The sequence below is a fragment of the Amycolatopsis sp. NPDC004378 genome (genome assembly GCF_053602455.1).
In genome coordinates this window covers 246,793-262,405 of sequence record NZ_JBSGDR010000013.1, presented here as the reverse complement: position 1 = coordinate 262,405, position 15,613 = coordinate 246,793, and the positions used below count along the sequence as shown (strand labels likewise).

At 69.8% G+C, this 15,613-nt stretch carries 13 protein-coding genes and 2 tRNA genes; 11 read left to right on the top strand and 4 right to left on the bottom strand.

What is annotated here, in order from left to right; all coding sequences use genetic code 11:
* Positions 1 to 81 precede the first annotated feature (81 nt).
* Positions 82 to 882, bottom strand: coding sequence for a ThiF family adenylyltransferase (locus tag ACWEN0_RS32465; protein ID WP_451982238.1), 801 nt, complete (start codon positions 880 to 882; stop codon positions 82 to 84).
* A 230-nt stretch (positions 883 to 1,112) separates the two neighbouring features.
* Between ACWEN0_RS32465 and ACWEN0_RS32460 the strand changes: the two genes are divergently transcribed.
* Positions 1,113 to 1,622, top strand: a complete 510-nt coding sequence (locus tag ACWEN0_RS32460) for a M48 metallopeptidase family protein (protein WP_451982235.1) — start codon at positions 1,113 to 1,115, stop codon at positions 1,620 to 1,622.
* A gap of 132 nt (positions 1,623 to 1,754) precedes the next feature.
* On the opposite strand, the gene ACWEN0_RS32455 is transcribed toward ACWEN0_RS32460, so the two are convergent.
* Positions 1,755 to 3,179, bottom strand: coding sequence for a zinc-dependent metalloprotease (locus tag ACWEN0_RS32455; RefSeq protein WP_451982232.1), 1,425 nt, complete (start codon positions 3,177 to 3,179; stop codon positions 1,755 to 1,757).
* A gap of 193 nt (positions 3,180 to 3,372) precedes the next feature.
* Here ACWEN0_RS32455 and ACWEN0_RS32450 point away from each other — a divergent pair, with 193 nt between their 5' ends.
* A complete protein-coding gene (locus ACWEN0_RS32450; RefSeq protein WP_451982265.1) occupies positions 3,373 to 4,377 on the top strand; it encodes a YlbL family protein in 1,005 nt (334 codons plus the stop codon).
* Here the strand turns inward: ACWEN0_RS32450 and ACWEN0_RS32445 are convergent.
* Positions 4,374 to 4,904 (bottom strand): PPA1309 family protein, encoded by a 531-nt coding sequence (locus tag ACWEN0_RS32445; RefSeq protein WP_451982229.1) that lies wholly within the window; start codon positions 4,902 to 4,904, stop codon positions 4,374 to 4,376. The genes ACWEN0_RS32450 and ACWEN0_RS32445 overlap by 4 nt on opposite strands.
* Before the next feature lie 167 nt (positions 4,905 to 5,071).
* On the opposite strand from ACWEN0_RS32445, the gene ACWEN0_RS32440 reads away from it, so the two are divergent.
* From ACWEN0_RS32440 to ACWEN0_RS32400, 9 genes are all read left to right on the top strand, one after another.
* Positions 5,072 to 8,059, top strand: a complete 2,988-nt coding sequence (locus tag ACWEN0_RS32440) for a UPF0182 family protein (RefSeq protein WP_451982262.1) — start codon at positions 5,072 to 5,074, stop codon at positions 8,057 to 8,059.
* Positions 8,060 to 8,126: 67 nt separating this feature from the next.
* Positions 8,127 to 8,200 (top strand) — tRNA-Met (locus tag ACWEN0_RS32435).
* A gap of 799 nt (positions 8,201 to 8,999) precedes the next feature.
* Positions 9,000 to 9,076, top strand: a tRNA-Met gene (locus ACWEN0_RS32430).
* A 380-nt stretch (positions 9,077 to 9,456) separates the two neighbouring features.
* Entirely contained in the window at positions 9,457 to 9,957 is a 501-nt protein-coding gene (locus tag ACWEN0_RS32425) for a PadR family transcriptional regulator (RefSeq protein WP_451982226.1), read from the top strand.
* A 63-nt stretch (positions 9,958 to 10,020) separates the two neighbouring features.
* Positions 10,021 to 11,118 carry a peptide chain release factor 2 gene (prfB, locus tag ACWEN0_RS32420; RefSeq protein ID WP_451982223.1) on the top strand — a complete coding sequence of 366 codons (1,098 nt, stop codon included), beginning with the start codon at positions 10,021 to 10,023 and terminating at the stop codon, positions 11,116 to 11,118.
* 115 nt (positions 11,119 to 11,233) lie between these two features.
* Positions 11,234 to 11,923 (top strand): cell division ATP-binding protein FtsE, encoded by a 690-nt coding sequence (gene ftsE / locus ACWEN0_RS32415; protein ID WP_451982220.1) that lies wholly within the window; start codon positions 11,234 to 11,236, stop codon positions 11,921 to 11,923.
* A gap of 46 nt (positions 11,924 to 11,969) precedes the next feature.
* Positions 11,970 to 12,863 carry a permease-like cell division protein FtsX gene (gene ftsX / locus ACWEN0_RS32410; RefSeq protein ID WP_451982217.1) on the top strand — a complete coding sequence of 298 codons (894 nt, stop codon included), beginning with the start codon at positions 11,970 to 11,972 and terminating at the stop codon, positions 12,861 to 12,863.
* 47 nt (positions 12,864 to 12,910) lie between these two features.
* Entirely contained in the window at positions 12,911 to 13,393 is a 483-nt protein-coding gene (gene smpB, locus ACWEN0_RS32405) for an SsrA-binding protein SmpB (protein WP_043776590.1), read from the top strand.
* On the top strand, positions 13,390 to 14,286 hold the full coding sequence (locus tag ACWEN0_RS32400; protein ID WP_451982214.1) for an amidohydrolase family protein: 897 nt from the start codon (positions 13,390 to 13,392) through the stop codon (positions 14,284 to 14,286). Before smpB ends, ACWEN0_RS32400 begins: the two co-directional genes overlap by 4 nt.
* A 21-nt stretch (positions 14,287 to 14,307) precedes the next feature.
* Here the strand turns inward: ACWEN0_RS32400 and ACWEN0_RS32395 are convergent, their stop codons facing one another.
* Complete coding sequence (locus ACWEN0_RS32395) at positions 14,308 to 15,609, bottom strand: acyltransferase family protein (RefSeq protein WP_451982211.1); 1,302 nt, start codon at positions 15,607 to 15,609, stop codon at positions 14,308 to 14,310.
* Positions 15,610 to 15,613 lie beyond the last annotated feature (4 nt).

Genomic DNA, 15,613 nt, shown 5'->3' with positions numbered 1-15,613 from the left:
CACTCACTTTCAAGACACGGCGAACCGCAGCGGATAAAGGCGCCGGGAATCGGAGAAAGACCGGTTAACTAGACACGGCCATTAAGCGGACACAATCCGGTGCAGGTCGGCGCAGCGCAGGCACGAGCTGCGGCCCGGCATGACCAGCGGGCCGACGATGCCGGTGCCGTCGCGGACGCGCACGGGCAGGTGCGGGACGCCGTCCTCCATCAGCTCGGCGACGACTTCCGGGGCCGGCACGACGGCGTCGGTGAGCAGGGCGAGCTCCGGGTACCGGTCGTGCAGCCGCGTGACGCGGACCTCGGGGTCGACGCGGCGGAGCAGGTCGCCGAGGGCCTGCCGCCGCGGCCGGCCCAGGTCGGCCTCGGTAAAGCCGGTGCCGAGGTCGTGCTCGGTCACCGTGCCGGGCAGCTGCAGCTCGACGTGCCCGATCCCGGCGTTGGCCAGCAGCACGGCGGCCGCGACGGCCACCCGGCCGTCGCCGTGCACGGTGACCGCGGTGGCGCGGCGCCGGTCGGTCAGGGCGGTCTGGTGGTGGCGCGCCCGAAGCGACCAGAGCCCGGTTTCGCCGCGCAGACCGGGGCCGTCGGGCCGGCCGGCGTCGGTGACCAGGCCGAGCGCGGTCAGCTGCCGGAGCAGCGTCCGAAACTGGTCGCGGTGTTCGCTCTCGGCGAGCAAGAGCCGTTCGACGGGCTTGCTGCCGTCGAGGGCACGCAGCCGATCGACCAGGCCGGCCGGCAGGCCTTCGACGATCACGCCGTGGCGCGGGTCGAGGCCGATCTGGATCTCGCGCGAGCCGCGGTCGAGCACGACCAGGCCCGGGAGCAGGGCGGGATGGGTGGGCAGGAGGACCGGTGGCATGTCCGCGGCGGAGAGGAACATGCCCGAAGAATGACACCCGGTCCCGTCCGCCGAGCCCGTGAAGACGCCGGAACGGCCGAGTTGTCCACAACCGGGAAAGCCTGTGGACAACTCGGGGCTGTGACCTCAATGCGCTCTGGATTGTCGGTGCCTGGCCTTACCGTTGTCGGGTGGTCGAAGCACGCATGCCCTCGCTGAGAGGCCCGGGGGAGACGAACCCCCCGTCGGACACACCCGGACACAAGGTCGAAGTGCGGCGCAGCCAGCGCCGGCACCGGACGGTCACCGCGTACTGGAAAGACGACACGCTCGTCGTGCTCATCCCGGCGCGGATGACCAGGGCGGAGGAGAAACACTGGGTCGCGGAGATGGAGCGCAAACTGCAGCGCTCGGAACCACGTCGGCCGGCGTCCCCGAAGACGTCGGACGAAGCCCTGCTGGCGCGCTGCGCAGTGCTGTCGGGCAAGTACCTGGGCGGCACCGCGGTGCCGGCGAGCGTCCGCTGGGTGCCGCCGATGCGCACGCGGTGGGCGTCCTGCACGCCGGTCGACGCGACCATCCGGGTCAGCGACCGGCTGCGCAAGGTCCCTCCGTGGGTGCTGGACTACGTGCTGGTGCACGAGCTGGCACACCTGCGCGAGCCCGGGCACGACGCGGCGTTCTGGACGCTGGTGCGGCGGTACCCGAAGACCGAGCGGGCGATGGGCTACCTGGAGGGGCTGTCGGCCGCCGCGGGCTGGGGGATCGAGGCCGAGGACTGAGCGGGTGAGCTGGCCGGGGTGGCTTGCGGGCCGCCCCGGTCGCGTTCGCCGGAAGCCGAACTTTCCCCGGACAGCGAAGAGCCGGTGGCCCGCGTGCGGATCACCGGCTCTCCGGAAGACGGGGCTTGAGGCTTACGCCCGGGTCTCGCCCTCCTCGGGCGGGGTGTCCTTGCCCTTCTCGTCCGAAGCGTCGGAAGCTTCCGAGGACGCCGAGGACGCCGAGGACTCCGAGGACTCCGAAGCCGAGCGCTCGGCCTGCTCGGTGCGCTCCAGTTCGGCGATCGGGTCCAGACCGTCGAGCGAATCAGCGGCCCCCACCCGCTCCGCGAAGTCGATCGGCTCGTCCAGGTCCTCCGCCGTCGGCATCAGGTCCGGGTGGGACCAGAGGCCGTCGCGCTTCTCCAGGCCGTGGCGGTCGCCCACCAGCTTCCACAGGGCCGACGCGGCCCGCATGCGGCGCGGGCGCAGCTCCAGGCCGACCAGCGTGGCGAACGTCTGCTCGGCCGGGCCGCCCGTCGCACGGCGGCGGCGCAGTGTTTCGCGCAGGGCGTCCGCGCCCGGCAAGCGGTCGCCGACCGCCTCCGCCACCACGACGTCGACCCAGCCCTCGACCAGGGCGAGCAGCGTCTCCAGGCGGTTCAGTGCGGCCTTCTGCTCGTCCGTCGTCTGGGGCTCGAGCAGGCCCGAGGACATCGCCTCTTCGATGCTCGCCGGGTTGGCGGGGTCGATCCGGCCGGCCAGGGACTCGAGCGCGGACGTGTCCACCGTGATGCCGCGGGCGAACTCCTCGACCGTCGCCAGCAGCCGCTGGCGCAGCCACGGCACGTGCGTGAACAGGCGCTGGTGCGCGGCTTCGCGCGCGGCCAGGAACACCAGGATCTCACTGTTCGGCAGTTCCAGGCCCTCGGCGAACTTCTCGATGTTCGCCGGCAGCAGCGCCGACGTCCCGGCCGGGGCCAGCGGCAGGCCGATCTCCGACGCGGTCAGCATCTCCTGCGCGAGCTGGGCCAGCGCGCCGCCGAGCTGGGAGCCGAACGCCATGCCGCCCATCTGCCCCATCATCTGCAGCAGCGGGCCGGCGGCCTGCTTGGCCTCCTCCGGCAGCGCCTGCATCCAGGCGCCCGAGATCTGCTGCGCGACCGGGTCGCAGAGCCGCTGCCACGTCGGCAGCGTCTTCTCGACCCAGGTGCGCGGCGACCAGGCCACCGCCGACGTCGCGCCGGCCGGCAGGATCGTCGCCGGGTCGAGCCACAGCTCGGCCAGGTGGGCGGCGTCGCGCACGGCGGCGTTCGAGTCGTCGCCGCCGCGGAAGCCGAGGTGGCTCTCGCCGGTGTTGCCGGCGCTGCCGAGGTTCTGCAGGGCGATCTGCTTGGCGAGGTCGTAGTTCACCGGCCCGCTGGAGCTGCCGGCCTGGCTGAGCATCTGGCCCAGCTGGCTCAGCATCTGCCCGAGCTGGTTGAAGGCCTCGGCGCCGGACTGCTGCCCGCCTTCCGAGGGGTCGTTCTCACCTCGTTTGTCGGGATCGGAAGGTCCGAAGCCGAACGGGGGTTTGCTCATGTGTCCACCGTACGCGGGTCGGGAAGGCTCCAGCGCGTCGTGTGCGTGGCCTTCACCGAGAAGCGAACGCGGTCACCGTACGCTGTCGGGCGTGACCAAGTCCTCCGAGCAGACCGCGCCCGCGAAGAGCAGCCCGGACCCCGGCGCCGAGCCCGCCGGTGAGTCCCGGCGGATGACCCGCCGCGGCTGGACGCTGGTGGTCAGCGGCACGCTCTTCGTCGTCTTCGTAGTGCTGGGCCTGGTCGTGCCGGTGCCGTTCGTGGCCATCAGCCCCGGCCCGACCTACGACACGCTGGGTCGCGACGCCGCGGGCAACCCCGTCATCCAGGTGACCGGCCACGAAACCCACCCGACGACGGGCGAGCTGCGGATGACGACCGTCTCGCTGCACGACGGCGTCACCCTCTTCCAGGGCCTCGGCTTCTGGGCCAGCGGCCGCTACGCGCTCGCGCCGCGCGAGGAGTACTTCAAGCCGGGCGAGACGAACGAGCAGGTCAAGCAGGAGAACATCCAGCAGCTGCAGGACTCGCAGTCCAACGCCCAGGTCGCCGCCCTGCGCAAGCTGGGCTACCCGATCAAGGTGCTGGCGAAGCAGATCGTCTCCGGCAGCCCGGCCGACCACGTGCTCTCCCCGGGCGACCGGCTGATCACGGTGAACGGCAAGAAGATCGCCGAGGCCGCCGACGTCCGGGCCGCGCTGGCCGGCACGCAGCCGGGCCAGACCGTGCAGATCACCTTCCAGGCGGACGGCCAGCCCGAGCGGACCGTGCCGCTCACGCTCGCCGCGCGTTCGGACCGCAAGGAGGGCTTCATCGGGCTCACCGCGACCGACCGCGCCGAGGCGCCCTTCAACGTCAACATCTCGCTGCAGGACGTCGGCGGCCCGTCGGCCGGGCTGATGTTCACCCTCGCGATCATCGACCGGCTCAAGGGCGACGACATCGCGGGCGGGCGGCACATCGCCGGCACCGGCGAGATCACCGAGACCGGCGAGGTCGACCCGATCGGCGGGATCTCGTTCAAGGTCGTCGGCGCGCGCGAAGCCGGCGCCACCGACTTCCTGGTGCCCGAGCACAACTGCGCCGAAGCCAAGACGAGCGCGCCCGACGGGCTCAACCTCATCAAGGTGTCCACACTGGACGACGCGCTCACGCAGCTGGCCAACCTGAAGGCCGGGCGGCCGACGGCGTCCTGCTAGGGCAGCAGGGTCGCCTTGAGCGCTTCGACGAGGTTCGGTGCGAGGTCCGGGCTTTCGATGATTTCGTCGACCGGCTCCTCGGCCCCGGTCCCGCGCAGCCGCATCACGCACGCGCCGTCGCCGTCGCGCAGGACCGCGGCCACCAGCCGGGCCTCCGTCCGCTGCGGGTGGTCGGCGGCCGCGCGCCGCAGGCTCTCCGCGTCGGCTTCCGCGACGTCCGGCAGTTCCGACTCCGACCCCGGCGGCAGCACGATGATCTCCTGCGCCAGCGCGCACCCGATCACCAGATCGGGCCACGCGATCCGAGCCAGTGCCTCGGCGAGGTCACCCTCGGGCAGGGCCTCCTGCGCCACCGGCGTCAGCGGGTTCGCGCGGTCCAGCTGCCCGGCCAGCTCCGGCTGCTCGTCCAGCAGCGCCGCCGTCGGCACCAGCGCGAACAGCTGCGGCGGCTGGTCCCAGCCGGCCGCGGCCATGAAGTCCTCGATCTCGCGGGCGAGAGCGGCCACGCCGGCCTGCTGCGGTTCCATGCGCACATCGTGGCAGGCGGGTCCGCGCGACGCCGCCGCGAGTCCGGTTTGGGCGGGTCCCGGGAACTTCACCCGGCATCCGTAGAGTTAGGGAATCAGGGGGCGCGTGCGCCCCTGCTCGAGTGCTGACGAAGACAGGAGCGTGTGCCGTGGCGAGTCGGCCCCCGGTGAGCCTGCCGAAGCTGTCCCGGCGGAGCCGGATCCTCCTCATCATCGCCGCGGTGATCGTGCTGGCGCTCCTGCTCGGGGCCCGCTTGCTCGACACCTACGTCGACTGGCTGTGGTACGGCGAGGTCGGTGCGCGTTCGGTGTTCACCACCCAGGTGGTGACTCGCATCGTGCTCTTCTTCGCCGTCGGGCTGCTCGTGGGCGGGGCGCTCGCGGTCAGCCTGATGATCGCCTACCGGACGCGCCCGGTGTTCGTGCCGATCTCCGGCGCCGACGACCCGCTGGCCCGCTACCGGTCCGCGATCGTCGCCCGGATCCGCCTCTTCGGCATCGGCATCCCGACGCTGACCGGCCTCATCGCCGGCCTGTCCGCCCAGGGCGACTGGCAGGTCGTGCAGCTGTTCCTCAACGGCACGTCGTTCGGCCAGACCGATCCCGAGTTCGGCAACGACGTCGGCTTCTACGCCTTCGACCTGCCGTTCCTGAACTGGCTCCTCGGCTGGCTGTTCATCACGGTCGTCATCTCCTTCTTCGGCGCCCTGATCGCGCACTACGTCTTCGGCGGCATCCGGCTGGCGGGCAAGGGCGGCCAGCTCGCCGGCCCGACGCGCGCGCAGCTCGCCATCACCGTCGGCATCTTCGTGCTCTTGAAGGCGGCCGAGTACTTCGTCGACCGGTACAACCTGCTGCTGTCCGACCGCGGCCAGCCGCTGTTCATCGGCGCGACCTACACCGACCTGAACGCGGTCCTGCCGGCGAAGCTGATCCTGTTGTGCATCTCGGTGATCTGCGCGATCGCGTTCTTCGCCGGGGCCTTCCTGCGCAACCTGCAGCTGCCGGCGATCGCGCTCGTGCTGCTGATCCTCTCGAGCATCCTCGTCGGCGTCGCGTGGCCCGCGATCCTCGACCAGTTCTCGGTCAAGCCGAACGCGAACGAGAAGGAAGCCACGTCGATCCAGCGGAACATGGACGCCACCCGCCGGGCCTTCGGGCTCACGGACGTCCAGTACCAGCCGTACAACGGGGCTTCGTCCGCCACGCCGGACCAGCTGAAGGCCGACACCGGGACGATGTCGAACATCCGGCTGCTCGACCCGAACATCCTCTCCGACACCTTCACCCAGCGCGTCGGCCGCGAGAACTTCTACGGCTTCCCGGCCAAGCTGGACATCGACCGCTACACCGTCGGCGGCGTCACGCAGGACTACATCGTCGCCGCGAAGGAGATCAAGACCGAGGGCCTGACCGGCAACCAGACCAGCTGGATCAACAAGCACCTCGTCTACACGCACGGCAACGGCTTCGTGGCCGCGCCCGCGAACACGATCGACCGCGCGGTGAAGGACGCCAACTCCGACGGCGGCTACCCGATCGCGACCACGAGCGACACCCAGAACCCGACGGGGGCCGGTTCGCCCGGCCCGAACCAGCCGGGCATCGAGGTCAAGGAACCCCGGATCTACTACGGGGAACTGTCCGCCGCGGACTCCGACTACGCGATCGTCGGCGGCACCTCCGGCAACGCGCCCGGCGAGTACGACACCACCACCGACCGCTACACCTACAAGGGCAGCGGTGGCGTCTCGGTCGACAACTGGTTCAACCGCCTCGCCTTCGCGGCCGAGTACGGCGAACGCAACATCCTGTTCTCCGACGCCATCGGCGACAACTCGAAGATCATGTACAACCGCGACCCGCGCGAGCGCGTCAGCAAGGTCGCACCGTGGCTGACCCTCGACGGCGACCCGTACCCCGCGGTCGTCGACGGCAAGATCCAGTGGATCATCGACGGCTACACGACGATCAACAACTTCCCGTATTCGCAGCAGACCCAGCTCGGCGCGGCGACCAACGACTCGCTCAACGGCGTCGCGCGGCAGGCGAACAGCTCGATCAACTACATCCGGAACTCGGTCAAGGCCACCGTCGACGCCTTCAACGGCACCGTGACCCTGTACTCGATCGACGACAAGGAACCCGTCCTCAACGCGTGGGAGAAGGTCTTCCCCGGGCTGGTGAAGCCGAGCTCCGACATCTCCCCGGACCTGCGGGCGCACTTCCGCTACCCGGAGGACCTCTTCAAGATCCAGCGTGAGCTGCTGTCGCGCTACCACGTCAGCAACCCGCAGGAGTTCTACTCGCAGCAGGCGTTCTGGAGCGTCCCGCAGGACCCGACGGCCGAGGGCGGCTCGAACCCGGCGGCGGCCGGCGCGGCCAACCAGCCCGGCTACTACGTCCTCGCGGACACGCCCGGCCAGAGCAAACCGACGTTCCAGCTGACCAGCTCGCTCACCGGCCTGCAACGGCAGTACCTCGCGTCCTGGATGTCGGTCTCGTCCGACCCGAACGACTACGGGAAGATCCGCGTCCTCCAGCTACCCAGCGCGGCCACCGGAGCCACGCAGGTCGACGGCCCGGTCCAGGTCCAGAACCGGTTCCAGAGCGATCCACGGGTGGCGCAGGACCGGACGCTGTTCAACAACCCCAACGTCATCCCGATCTACGGCAACCTGATCACGCTGCCGGTCGCCCAGGGCTTCCTGTACGTCGAGCCCGTGTACATCCGGCAGCGCAACCAGAACAGCTACCCGCAGCTGGCCCGCGTCCTCGTCTCGTACGGGCCGAAGGTCGGCTACGGCGCGACGCTGCAGGAAGCCCTCGACCAGATCTTCGGCGCCGGCACCGGCGAGGCGACGACCACACCACCCCAGGCGGGCCAGCCCACCACGACGCCGCCGACGACACCCACCACCACCCCGACCACGACGCCACCCAACACGGGCGGCGGCAACGCGGCGCTCGACAAGGCCGTGACCGACATCCAGTCGGCCATCGCCAAGCTCCGGGCGGCGCAGCAGTCGGGCAACTTCAGCGACCAGGGCGCGGCGCTGGCGGCCCTGGACGCGGCGGCCAAGGAATACGAATCCGCCAAGGCCGCGGCGCCGAGCAGCGGTGCCCCGCCGTCCAGCACCCAGCCTGGCGGGTGACGTCACTTACCTTCGAGGCACCTGCTTTGCACCCGTCGGAAACCAGGGCGTAAGGTAGGTGTCACGACGCGGGGTGGAGCAGCTCGGTAGCTCGCTGGGCTCATAACCCAGAGGTCGCAGGTTCAAATCCTGTCCCCGCTACGGATGTGGGAGGCGTGTGCTCGCGGAAATCGCGGGCCGCGCCTCCTTCGCATTTGCCCCGGGGGTCGAACCCCCGGACCCCCGCCAGGGGGCTTCGCCGCCCTGGACCCCCTGCGGGTGGTTGCCTTCGTGGTGAGCCCGCGGCCGTCCGTGGTGACCGTGCGGGTGGACCGGCGGGCTTGTCGGGTGGGTCAGGGGAGTGCGTTCGCTCGCTTCATCCTGACGTCCGGGTGGGACGGTTGCCGCTGGGGCGTCGTCAGCAGGACGAATCTTCCACTGTGGAAGCCGTCGCTCACTGAGCCGCTGGTCAGCGGGAAGTCGGGAGGCGGGCTTGCGCCGCGCCGAAGCGCTCGTGGACCGCCTGAACCGGTCGGCTGACCGTTGTGACCTGCTCGGCCAGGCGCTCCAGTGCGGCCTGGGCCTGGGGGATGTCCACCTGGTAGGGGTGCCGGGATCATCGCGAGGTGCCCGTCCGCGACGGTCGTGCACGACCGCCTTCCGCCCGGCCCGGCTGAGCACGGCGAGGGGGACGGAGGCAAAAGGCTCTGACCAGGCAGGACGCTCGACGAGATGGCGACCCGGACGTACCGGGGCTCCGCCGAGGACCGGCGACCGTACGGGCCGGTGGGGGGAGTGGGACGCCGTCGAGCACGGTGCGCGGTTCGAGGATGGCCTCGAGATCGTCCTCATCGGAGCACCGCGGGGAGCTCGAAGTGGCGTAACGCCTGGTCAGCCGCTTGGGGGACCCCGCCGTAAACGGGGTGGAAGCAGCGTGTAATCTATTCAAGTACCACAACGGCGCGGGGTGGAGCAGCTCGGTAGCTCGCTGGGCTCATAACCCAGAGGTCGCAGGTTCAAATCCTGTCCCCGCTACCACCAAGAGGCGCGTTCCCTGAAAAATCGGGGAACGCGCCTCTTTTGTCATGTCCGTACGGTTTTCGGTGCCGACTTTTCCGTGAATTCGTCGAACCACTGCGGATCCCACGATGTGAACCCGTTCGCGGGTGGTTGCCCTGTGTGTCCGGAGTCGGCCAAGCCGGGGAGCGCCGCCCGCCGGACTCACCTGCCTGGAGGTGCCGGGGCCGTTCCCGTGCGGCTGGTCGGACCAATGCGTGGCCACCGTGGTTGCGCAGCGTGTCCGGGGTCCACAGTGGACCTGGTCGCATTGGGCCGAACGAGGGGATCTCACTAGCCACAATGGACAGATCCGCTGACCACTGTGGACACAGCGGCCGATAAGTGGGAATCTAGGGGGCGTGTCCGAATTGAATGCAACAGCCGCCGCCCTGCTCGGTCTGCTCCACGACGGTCCCGCCACCGGCGGGCAGCTCGTCGCGGGAGCGGGTGAGCGTTTCGGCGCCTTCTTCAGCGTCACCCGCAGCCAGGTGTACCGGGAGCTCCCGGCGCTGTCCAAGGAAGGCCTCGTCCGGCTCGGCAAGCAGGGCCCGCGCTCCAGTCAGCAGTACCTGATCACCGCCGCCGGCAAGAAGGCCTTCAAGGCCTGGCTGACCTCCGAGGCCGGCCCCGACCACCTGCGCAGCCCGCTCATCCTGCGGCTCGTGCACGCGGGGTCGCTGACGGCCAAGCAGCGCCAGACGCTGCTCGAGGCCGCCCGCGCCAGCTACGGCCAGCAGCTCGACGACGCGAAGGCGGCCACCAAGGCGGCCGACGGGCCGTACGAGAAGGCCGTGGCCGAGTTCGCCCAAGCGCAGGCCAAGGCCGCGCTGAAGCTGCTCGACGCCATTCCCGCGGCCTGAGGTTCGCGCACCCACGACCGGTCCTCGCAACCGGTCGTGGGTTTTGCCGTAACCTTGACAAACGTGAGTGATGAGTTCGACGCGGCACTGAAGGACCTGGCCGGCAAGCTGACGCAGATCGAGTCGGTGATGGACCTGGATGCGCTGCGTGCCCAGGTGGCCGACCTGGAGCAGCAGGCTTCGAGCCCGACGCTCTGGGACGACCCGGAGGCGGCGCAGAAGGTCACCAGCCAGCTGTCCCACCGGCAGGGCGAGCTGCGCCGGGTCTCCGACCTGCGCCAGCGGCTCGACGACCTGGGCGTGCTGTACGAGCTCGCCGAGGCCGAGGGCGACTCCGGCAGCATGGGCGAGGCCGAGACCGAACTCGCCGACCTCGGCAAGGCCATCGACGGCCTCGAGGTCCGCACCCTGCTCTCGGGCGAGTACGACGACCGCAACGCCGTCGTCACCATCCGCTCCGAGGCCGGCGGCGTCGACGCGGCCGACTTCGCCGAGATGCTGCTCCGCATGTACCTGCGCTGGGCGGAGCGCCACGGCTACCCTACCGACGTCTACGACATCTCCTACGCCGAAGAGGCGGGGATCAAGTCGGCGACGTTCAAGGTGAGCGCCCCCTACGTCTACGGCACCCTCTCGGTCGAGCAGGGCACCCACCGGCTCGTCCGGATCTCGCCGTTCGACAACCAGAGCCGCCGCCAGACGTCGTTCGCGCACGTCGAGGTGCTGCCCGAGGTCGAAGAGGTCGACCACGTCGACATCCCGGAAAAGGACATCCGGGTCGACGTCTACCGCTCGTCGGGCCCCGGTGGCCAGAGCGTCAACACGACCGACAGTGCGGTGCGCATCACGCACATCCCGACGAACATCGTCGTCTCCTGCCAGAACGAGAAGTCGCAGCTGCAGAACAAGGCGGCCGCGATGAAGGTCCTCCAGGCGCGGCTGCTGCAGCGCAAGAAGGAGGAGGAGCGCAAGGAGATGGACGCGCTCAAGGACGGCGGCTCCAGCTGGGGCAACCAGATGCGCTCCTACGTGCTGCACCCGTACCAGATGGTGAAGGACCTGCGGACCGAGTTCGAGGTGGGCAACCCGACCGCGGTGCTCGACGGCGACATCGACGGCTTCCTCGACGCCGGGATCCGCTGGCGGAAGCAGAGCAGCTAGGCCGGTCGGCGCGCGGTGTTCGGCCGACCGCTCACCGTGCGCAAACGACCCTTGCTCCACCCGGGTGGACCGGGCAACCGGGGCTTCACGAGACCGGTGGGTAGTATGCCGAATCGTGATCCGGCTCGAAGAGGTTTCCAAGGTCTACAAGACCTCGACGCGGCCCGCGCTCGAGCGGGTGTCCGTCGACATCGACAAGGGTGAGTTCGTCTTCCTCATCGGTCCCTCGGGATCGGGGAAGTCGACCTTCCTCCGGCTGCTGCTGCGCGAAGAGACGCCGAGCAAGGGCCGCGTGATGGTGTCCAACTTCGACGTCGCCAAGCTGGCCCGCCGCCGGGTCCCCCGCCTGCGGCAGACCATCGGCTGCGTCTTCCAGGACTTCCGCCTGCTGGCCAACAAGACCGTCGCGGAGAACGTCGCGTTCGCCCTCGAGGTCATCGGCAAGCCCGGCCCGACCATCAAGAAGGTCGTGCCCGAGGTGCTCGAGCTCGTCGGCCTCGACGGCAAGGCCGACCGGCTGCCCAACGAGCTCTCCGGTGGTGAGCAGCAGCGCGTCGCGATCGCGCGCGCGTTCGTGAACCGGCCGCTGGTGCTGCTCGCCGACGAGCCGACCGGGAACCTGGACCCCGACACCAGCCAGGACATCATGCTGCTGCTGGAGCGGATCAACCGCACCGGCACGACCGTCCTGATGGCCACCCACGATCACTCCATCGTGGACTCCATGCGGCGCCGCGTGGTCGAGCTGCAGCTCGGCCGGGTGATCCGCGACGACGCCCGCGGCGTCTACGGCATCGGTCGCTGACCCACCCCGCCCGAACCACCCCGACCCCCAAGGACCTGACCCCGACATGCGCGCAAGTTTCGTCTTCAGCGAGGTAATCACCGGCCTGCGCCGGAACGTCACGATGACCATCGCGATGATCCTGACCACGGCCGTGTCGCTCGCCATGCTCGGCGGCGGTCTCCTGGCCGTGCGCACGATCGACAAGATGAAGTCCAACTTCCTCGCCGACGTCGAGGTTTCCGTCTACCTCACCGACGACATCAGCGCGACCGACAAGAACTGCACGCAGTCGCTGTGCCAGTCGCTGCGCTCTTCCCTGCAGAGCAACGACGGTGTCGAGTCGGTCGTGTTCGAGAACCGCGACCAGGCCTTCGACCGGTTCAAGAAGATCTTCGAGAGCCAGCCGGAGCTCATCCAGCTGACCGGGCCGGAGTCGCTGCCCGCGTCGCTGCACGTGAAGCTGAAGGACCCGGACCGCAGCGACGCGATCGTGCAGGAGTACGGCACCAAGCCGGGCGTGCGGAAGGTCGACGACCAGAAGAAGTTCCTGGACCGCGTGTTCAACGCCTTCAACGGCGTCCGGAACATGGCCTTCGGCGCCGCGCTCATCATGGCCATCGCGGCGCTGCTGCTGATCGCCAACACGATCCAGGTGTCCGCGTTCACCCGGCGCACCGAGGTCGGCATCATGCGGCTCGTCGGCGCGACGCGGTGGTACACGCAGTTGCCGTTCCTCCTGGAGGCGGTGGTCGCCGGCGTGTTCGGTGCGGTCATCGGGATCATCATGTTGATCATCACGAAGGCCGGCTTCCTCGACTCCGTGTTCACCGGTGACGTGTTCCCGAAGATCACCACGCTGGAGCTGCTGTTCCCGGTGGCGCCGATCCTGCTCGCGGTGTCCGTGGTGATTTCCGCCATCACCGGTTACGTCACGCTGCGCCTGTACGTCCGGCACTAGCGTTTAACCAGCTGCTTGTCGTTTCCGGAATCACGTAGAGTGGTCGTATGCCCAAGGAACGTGGCCAGAAGGTGATCGTGTCGAACCGCAAGGCGCGGCACGATTACTCCATCCTCGACACCTACGAGTGCGGTCTCGTGCTCGTCGGCACCGAGGTCAAGAGCCTGCGCGAGGGCAAGGCGTCGCTGGCGGACGCGTTCGCGACGGTCGACGACGGCGAAGTCTGGCTGCGCAACGTGCACATCCCGGAGTACACACAGGGCACGTGGACCAACCACATGCCGCGGCGCACCCGGAAGCTGCTGCTGCACCGGCGGGAGATCGAGAAGCTCATCGGCAAGACCAAGGAGAGCGGTCTCTCGCTGGTGCCGCTGTCGATGTACTTCAAGGACGGCAAGGTCAAGGTCGAGATCGCGCTGGCCCAGGGCAAGAAGGCCTACGACAAGCGGCAGACGCTCGCCAAGCGCGACGCGGAGCGGGACATCAGGAAGGCCATGGGCCGCGCGCTGAAGGGCCGGTTCACGGAGTGATGGCGGGCCCGGCCTCCGACGGCGACGTCGCGCGCTGGACGGCGTCACTGGGCCTGCCGGGCCTGGTCGACCTGCACGTCCACTTCCTGCCGAAACCGGTGATGGACAAGGTCTGGGCGTACTTCGACCAGGCCTCGACGCACTACGGCACCGACTGGCCGGTGCACTACCGGACGTCCGAGGACGAGCGGCTGGAGACCCTGCGCTCGCTGGGCGTGCTGCGGTTCGCGCCGCTCGTCTACCCGCACAAGCCGGGGATGGCCGAGTGGCTGACTTCGTGGGCGCTCGAGTTCGCTTCGCGCGTCCCGGACGCCGTGCCGACCGGCACGTTCTACCCGGAGGAAGGCGCCGGCTCCGCTGTGGACGGTGCGCTGCGCGCCGGCGCCCGGGTGTTCAAGGCGCACGTGCAGGTGGGCGCGTACGACCCGCGTGACGAGCACTTGACCCCGGTCTGGGGTGCGCTCGCCGACGCGGGCGTGCCCGTCGTCGTCCACTGTGGACACGGTCCGTTGCGGGGCGACTTCACCGGGTTGTCGGTCTTCGAAGAGGTCCTGAAGCGGCACCCGAAGCTGACGGCGGTGCTCGCGCACGCGGCGATGCCCGAGTTCGGCGCCGCGTTCGACCTGCTGGCCAAGTACCCGCGCGTGCACCTGGACACGACGATGGTCGGGGTCCCGTTCGCGGAGAAGATGTCGCCGCTGCCGCCGGACTGGACCGCGCGGCTGGCCGAGTACGCCGACCGCGTCGTGCTCGGCACGGACTTCCCGAACATCCCGTACTCGTACGCGACGCAGCTGCAGGCGATCGCCGGCTGGGCGGCCGACGATCGCCTGGGGGAGCCGTTCCTGCGGGCCGTCCTGCACGACACGCCCTTGCGGTTGCTCAAGCCCTGAAGCCGTTTCAGCGCCGTTCTTTCAGCGACGCAGCGCCGCGCGTTCGCTCACCACGACCGCGCGGCCCAGCAGGTCGACCACCGGAATCTGCTTGCCCGCCAGGAGGAACCCGGCCGTCGCGAGGACCACCCACGGCAGCGGGCCGTGCGCGATGCCGTCCGACAGCGGCGCGAACCCGTGCGCGGCCAGGCCGAGCAGGCCACCGGAGATCATCAGGCCGGCGACGACCAGCTGCGGCACCCTCGCCGTCACGACGGCGGTGTCGCGCTGCGTCTCGAAGTGCGCGAAGAGCTTCAGCAGGCCCAGCAGGACCAGCCCGCACACCGCGAACCACGCGGGCGCCATGACGAGCCAGAACACCGTGCCCGGTTCGGGCGTCTGGTAGCCGAGGCCGTAGACCGTCACGCCCGCGACCACGATCAGCGCCGGCATGTGCCAGAGGTAGACGCTCATGAACCGCGCGCCGAGCCAGCCGAGCGCGTGCCCGATGCCGGGGCGCTCGGCGAGCGCGTTCAGCTGCGGGCGGAAGGCGAGCAGAAGACCGATCTGGCCCACGGCGAGGAACGCGAGCAGCACGGTCGGCGGGCTCATGTTCGACACCGGCGCACCCGGCATGCCGATCATGCTGGCCGGGTACGGGCCGAACGCGACCATCAGCGCGGTGACGCCGAAGCCGGCGGCCGACAGCGTCAGCGCGCCGCGGCGGGTGAGCGTGCCGAGCCGGCCTTCGACGTAGTGGAAGCCGAGCTGGTGCACGGCGACCCAGACGAAGATCGCGTTGGCGTAGCCGATGTAGCCGAAGTCGTTGAAGCGCGCGACGTCGACGAGGATCCCGGCGACTCCCATGACCAGCGGGACCTTCAGGCCCCACCGGCGGTGCGCGGCGACCATCAGCGGCGTCAGCAGCACGACCAGCATGTAGACCGCGAGGAACCACAGCAGCTGCGCGGCGATCGCGCTGCCGACCTGGAGTGGCTGTGGTGGAACGCCCATGCCGCGCAGGAAGTCCGGGACGACCAGCCAGACGGCCATCAGCGGCAGCACCGGCACCATCAGCCGCTTGACGCGCCCGGCGAGCCACTTCTGCGTGGATTCCGCGCGGCGCAGGGAGATCAGGTTGGCCGCGCCGCCGGCGAAGAAGACCAGCGGCATGACCTGGGACAGCCAGGTCACGACCCACCAGCCCGGCGTCGCGAGGGCGTTCCCGGTGGCGAGGTGGCCGTCGGAGTAGGACAGCACCGGCATGACCCAGTGCTGGCCGATGACGGCGAGGATGGCCCCCGCCCGGACGACGTCGAGGAAGCGGTCCTGGCTCGTTTGCATGCTG

Bases quoted from the DNA above. Each gene is read 5' to 3' on its own strand.
- ACWEN0_RS32465 (WP_451982238.1), bottom strand. From the start codon at position 882: ATGTTCCTCTCCGCCGCGGACATGCCACCGGTCCTCCTGCCCACCCAT.
- ACWEN0_RS32455 (WP_451982232.1), bottom strand. From the start codon at position 3,179: ATGAGCAAACCCCCGTTCGGCTTCGGACCTTCCGATCCCGACAAACGA.
- ACWEN0_RS32445 (WP_451982229.1), bottom strand. From the start codon at position 4,904: ATGGAACCGCAGCAGGCCGGCGTGGCCGCTCTCGCCCGCGAGATCGAG.
- ftsX (WP_451982217.1), top strand. From the start codon at position 11,970: ATGCGCGCAAGTTTCGTCTTCAGCGAGGTAATCACCGGCCTGCGCCGG.
- smpB (WP_043776590.1), top strand. From the start codon at position 12,911: ATGCCCAAGGAACGTGGCCAGAAGGTGATCGTGTCGAACCGCAAGGCG.
- ACWEN0_RS32395 (WP_451982211.1), bottom strand. From the start codon at position 15,609: ATGCAAACGAGCCAGGACCGCTTCCTCGACGTCGTCCGGGCGGGGGCC.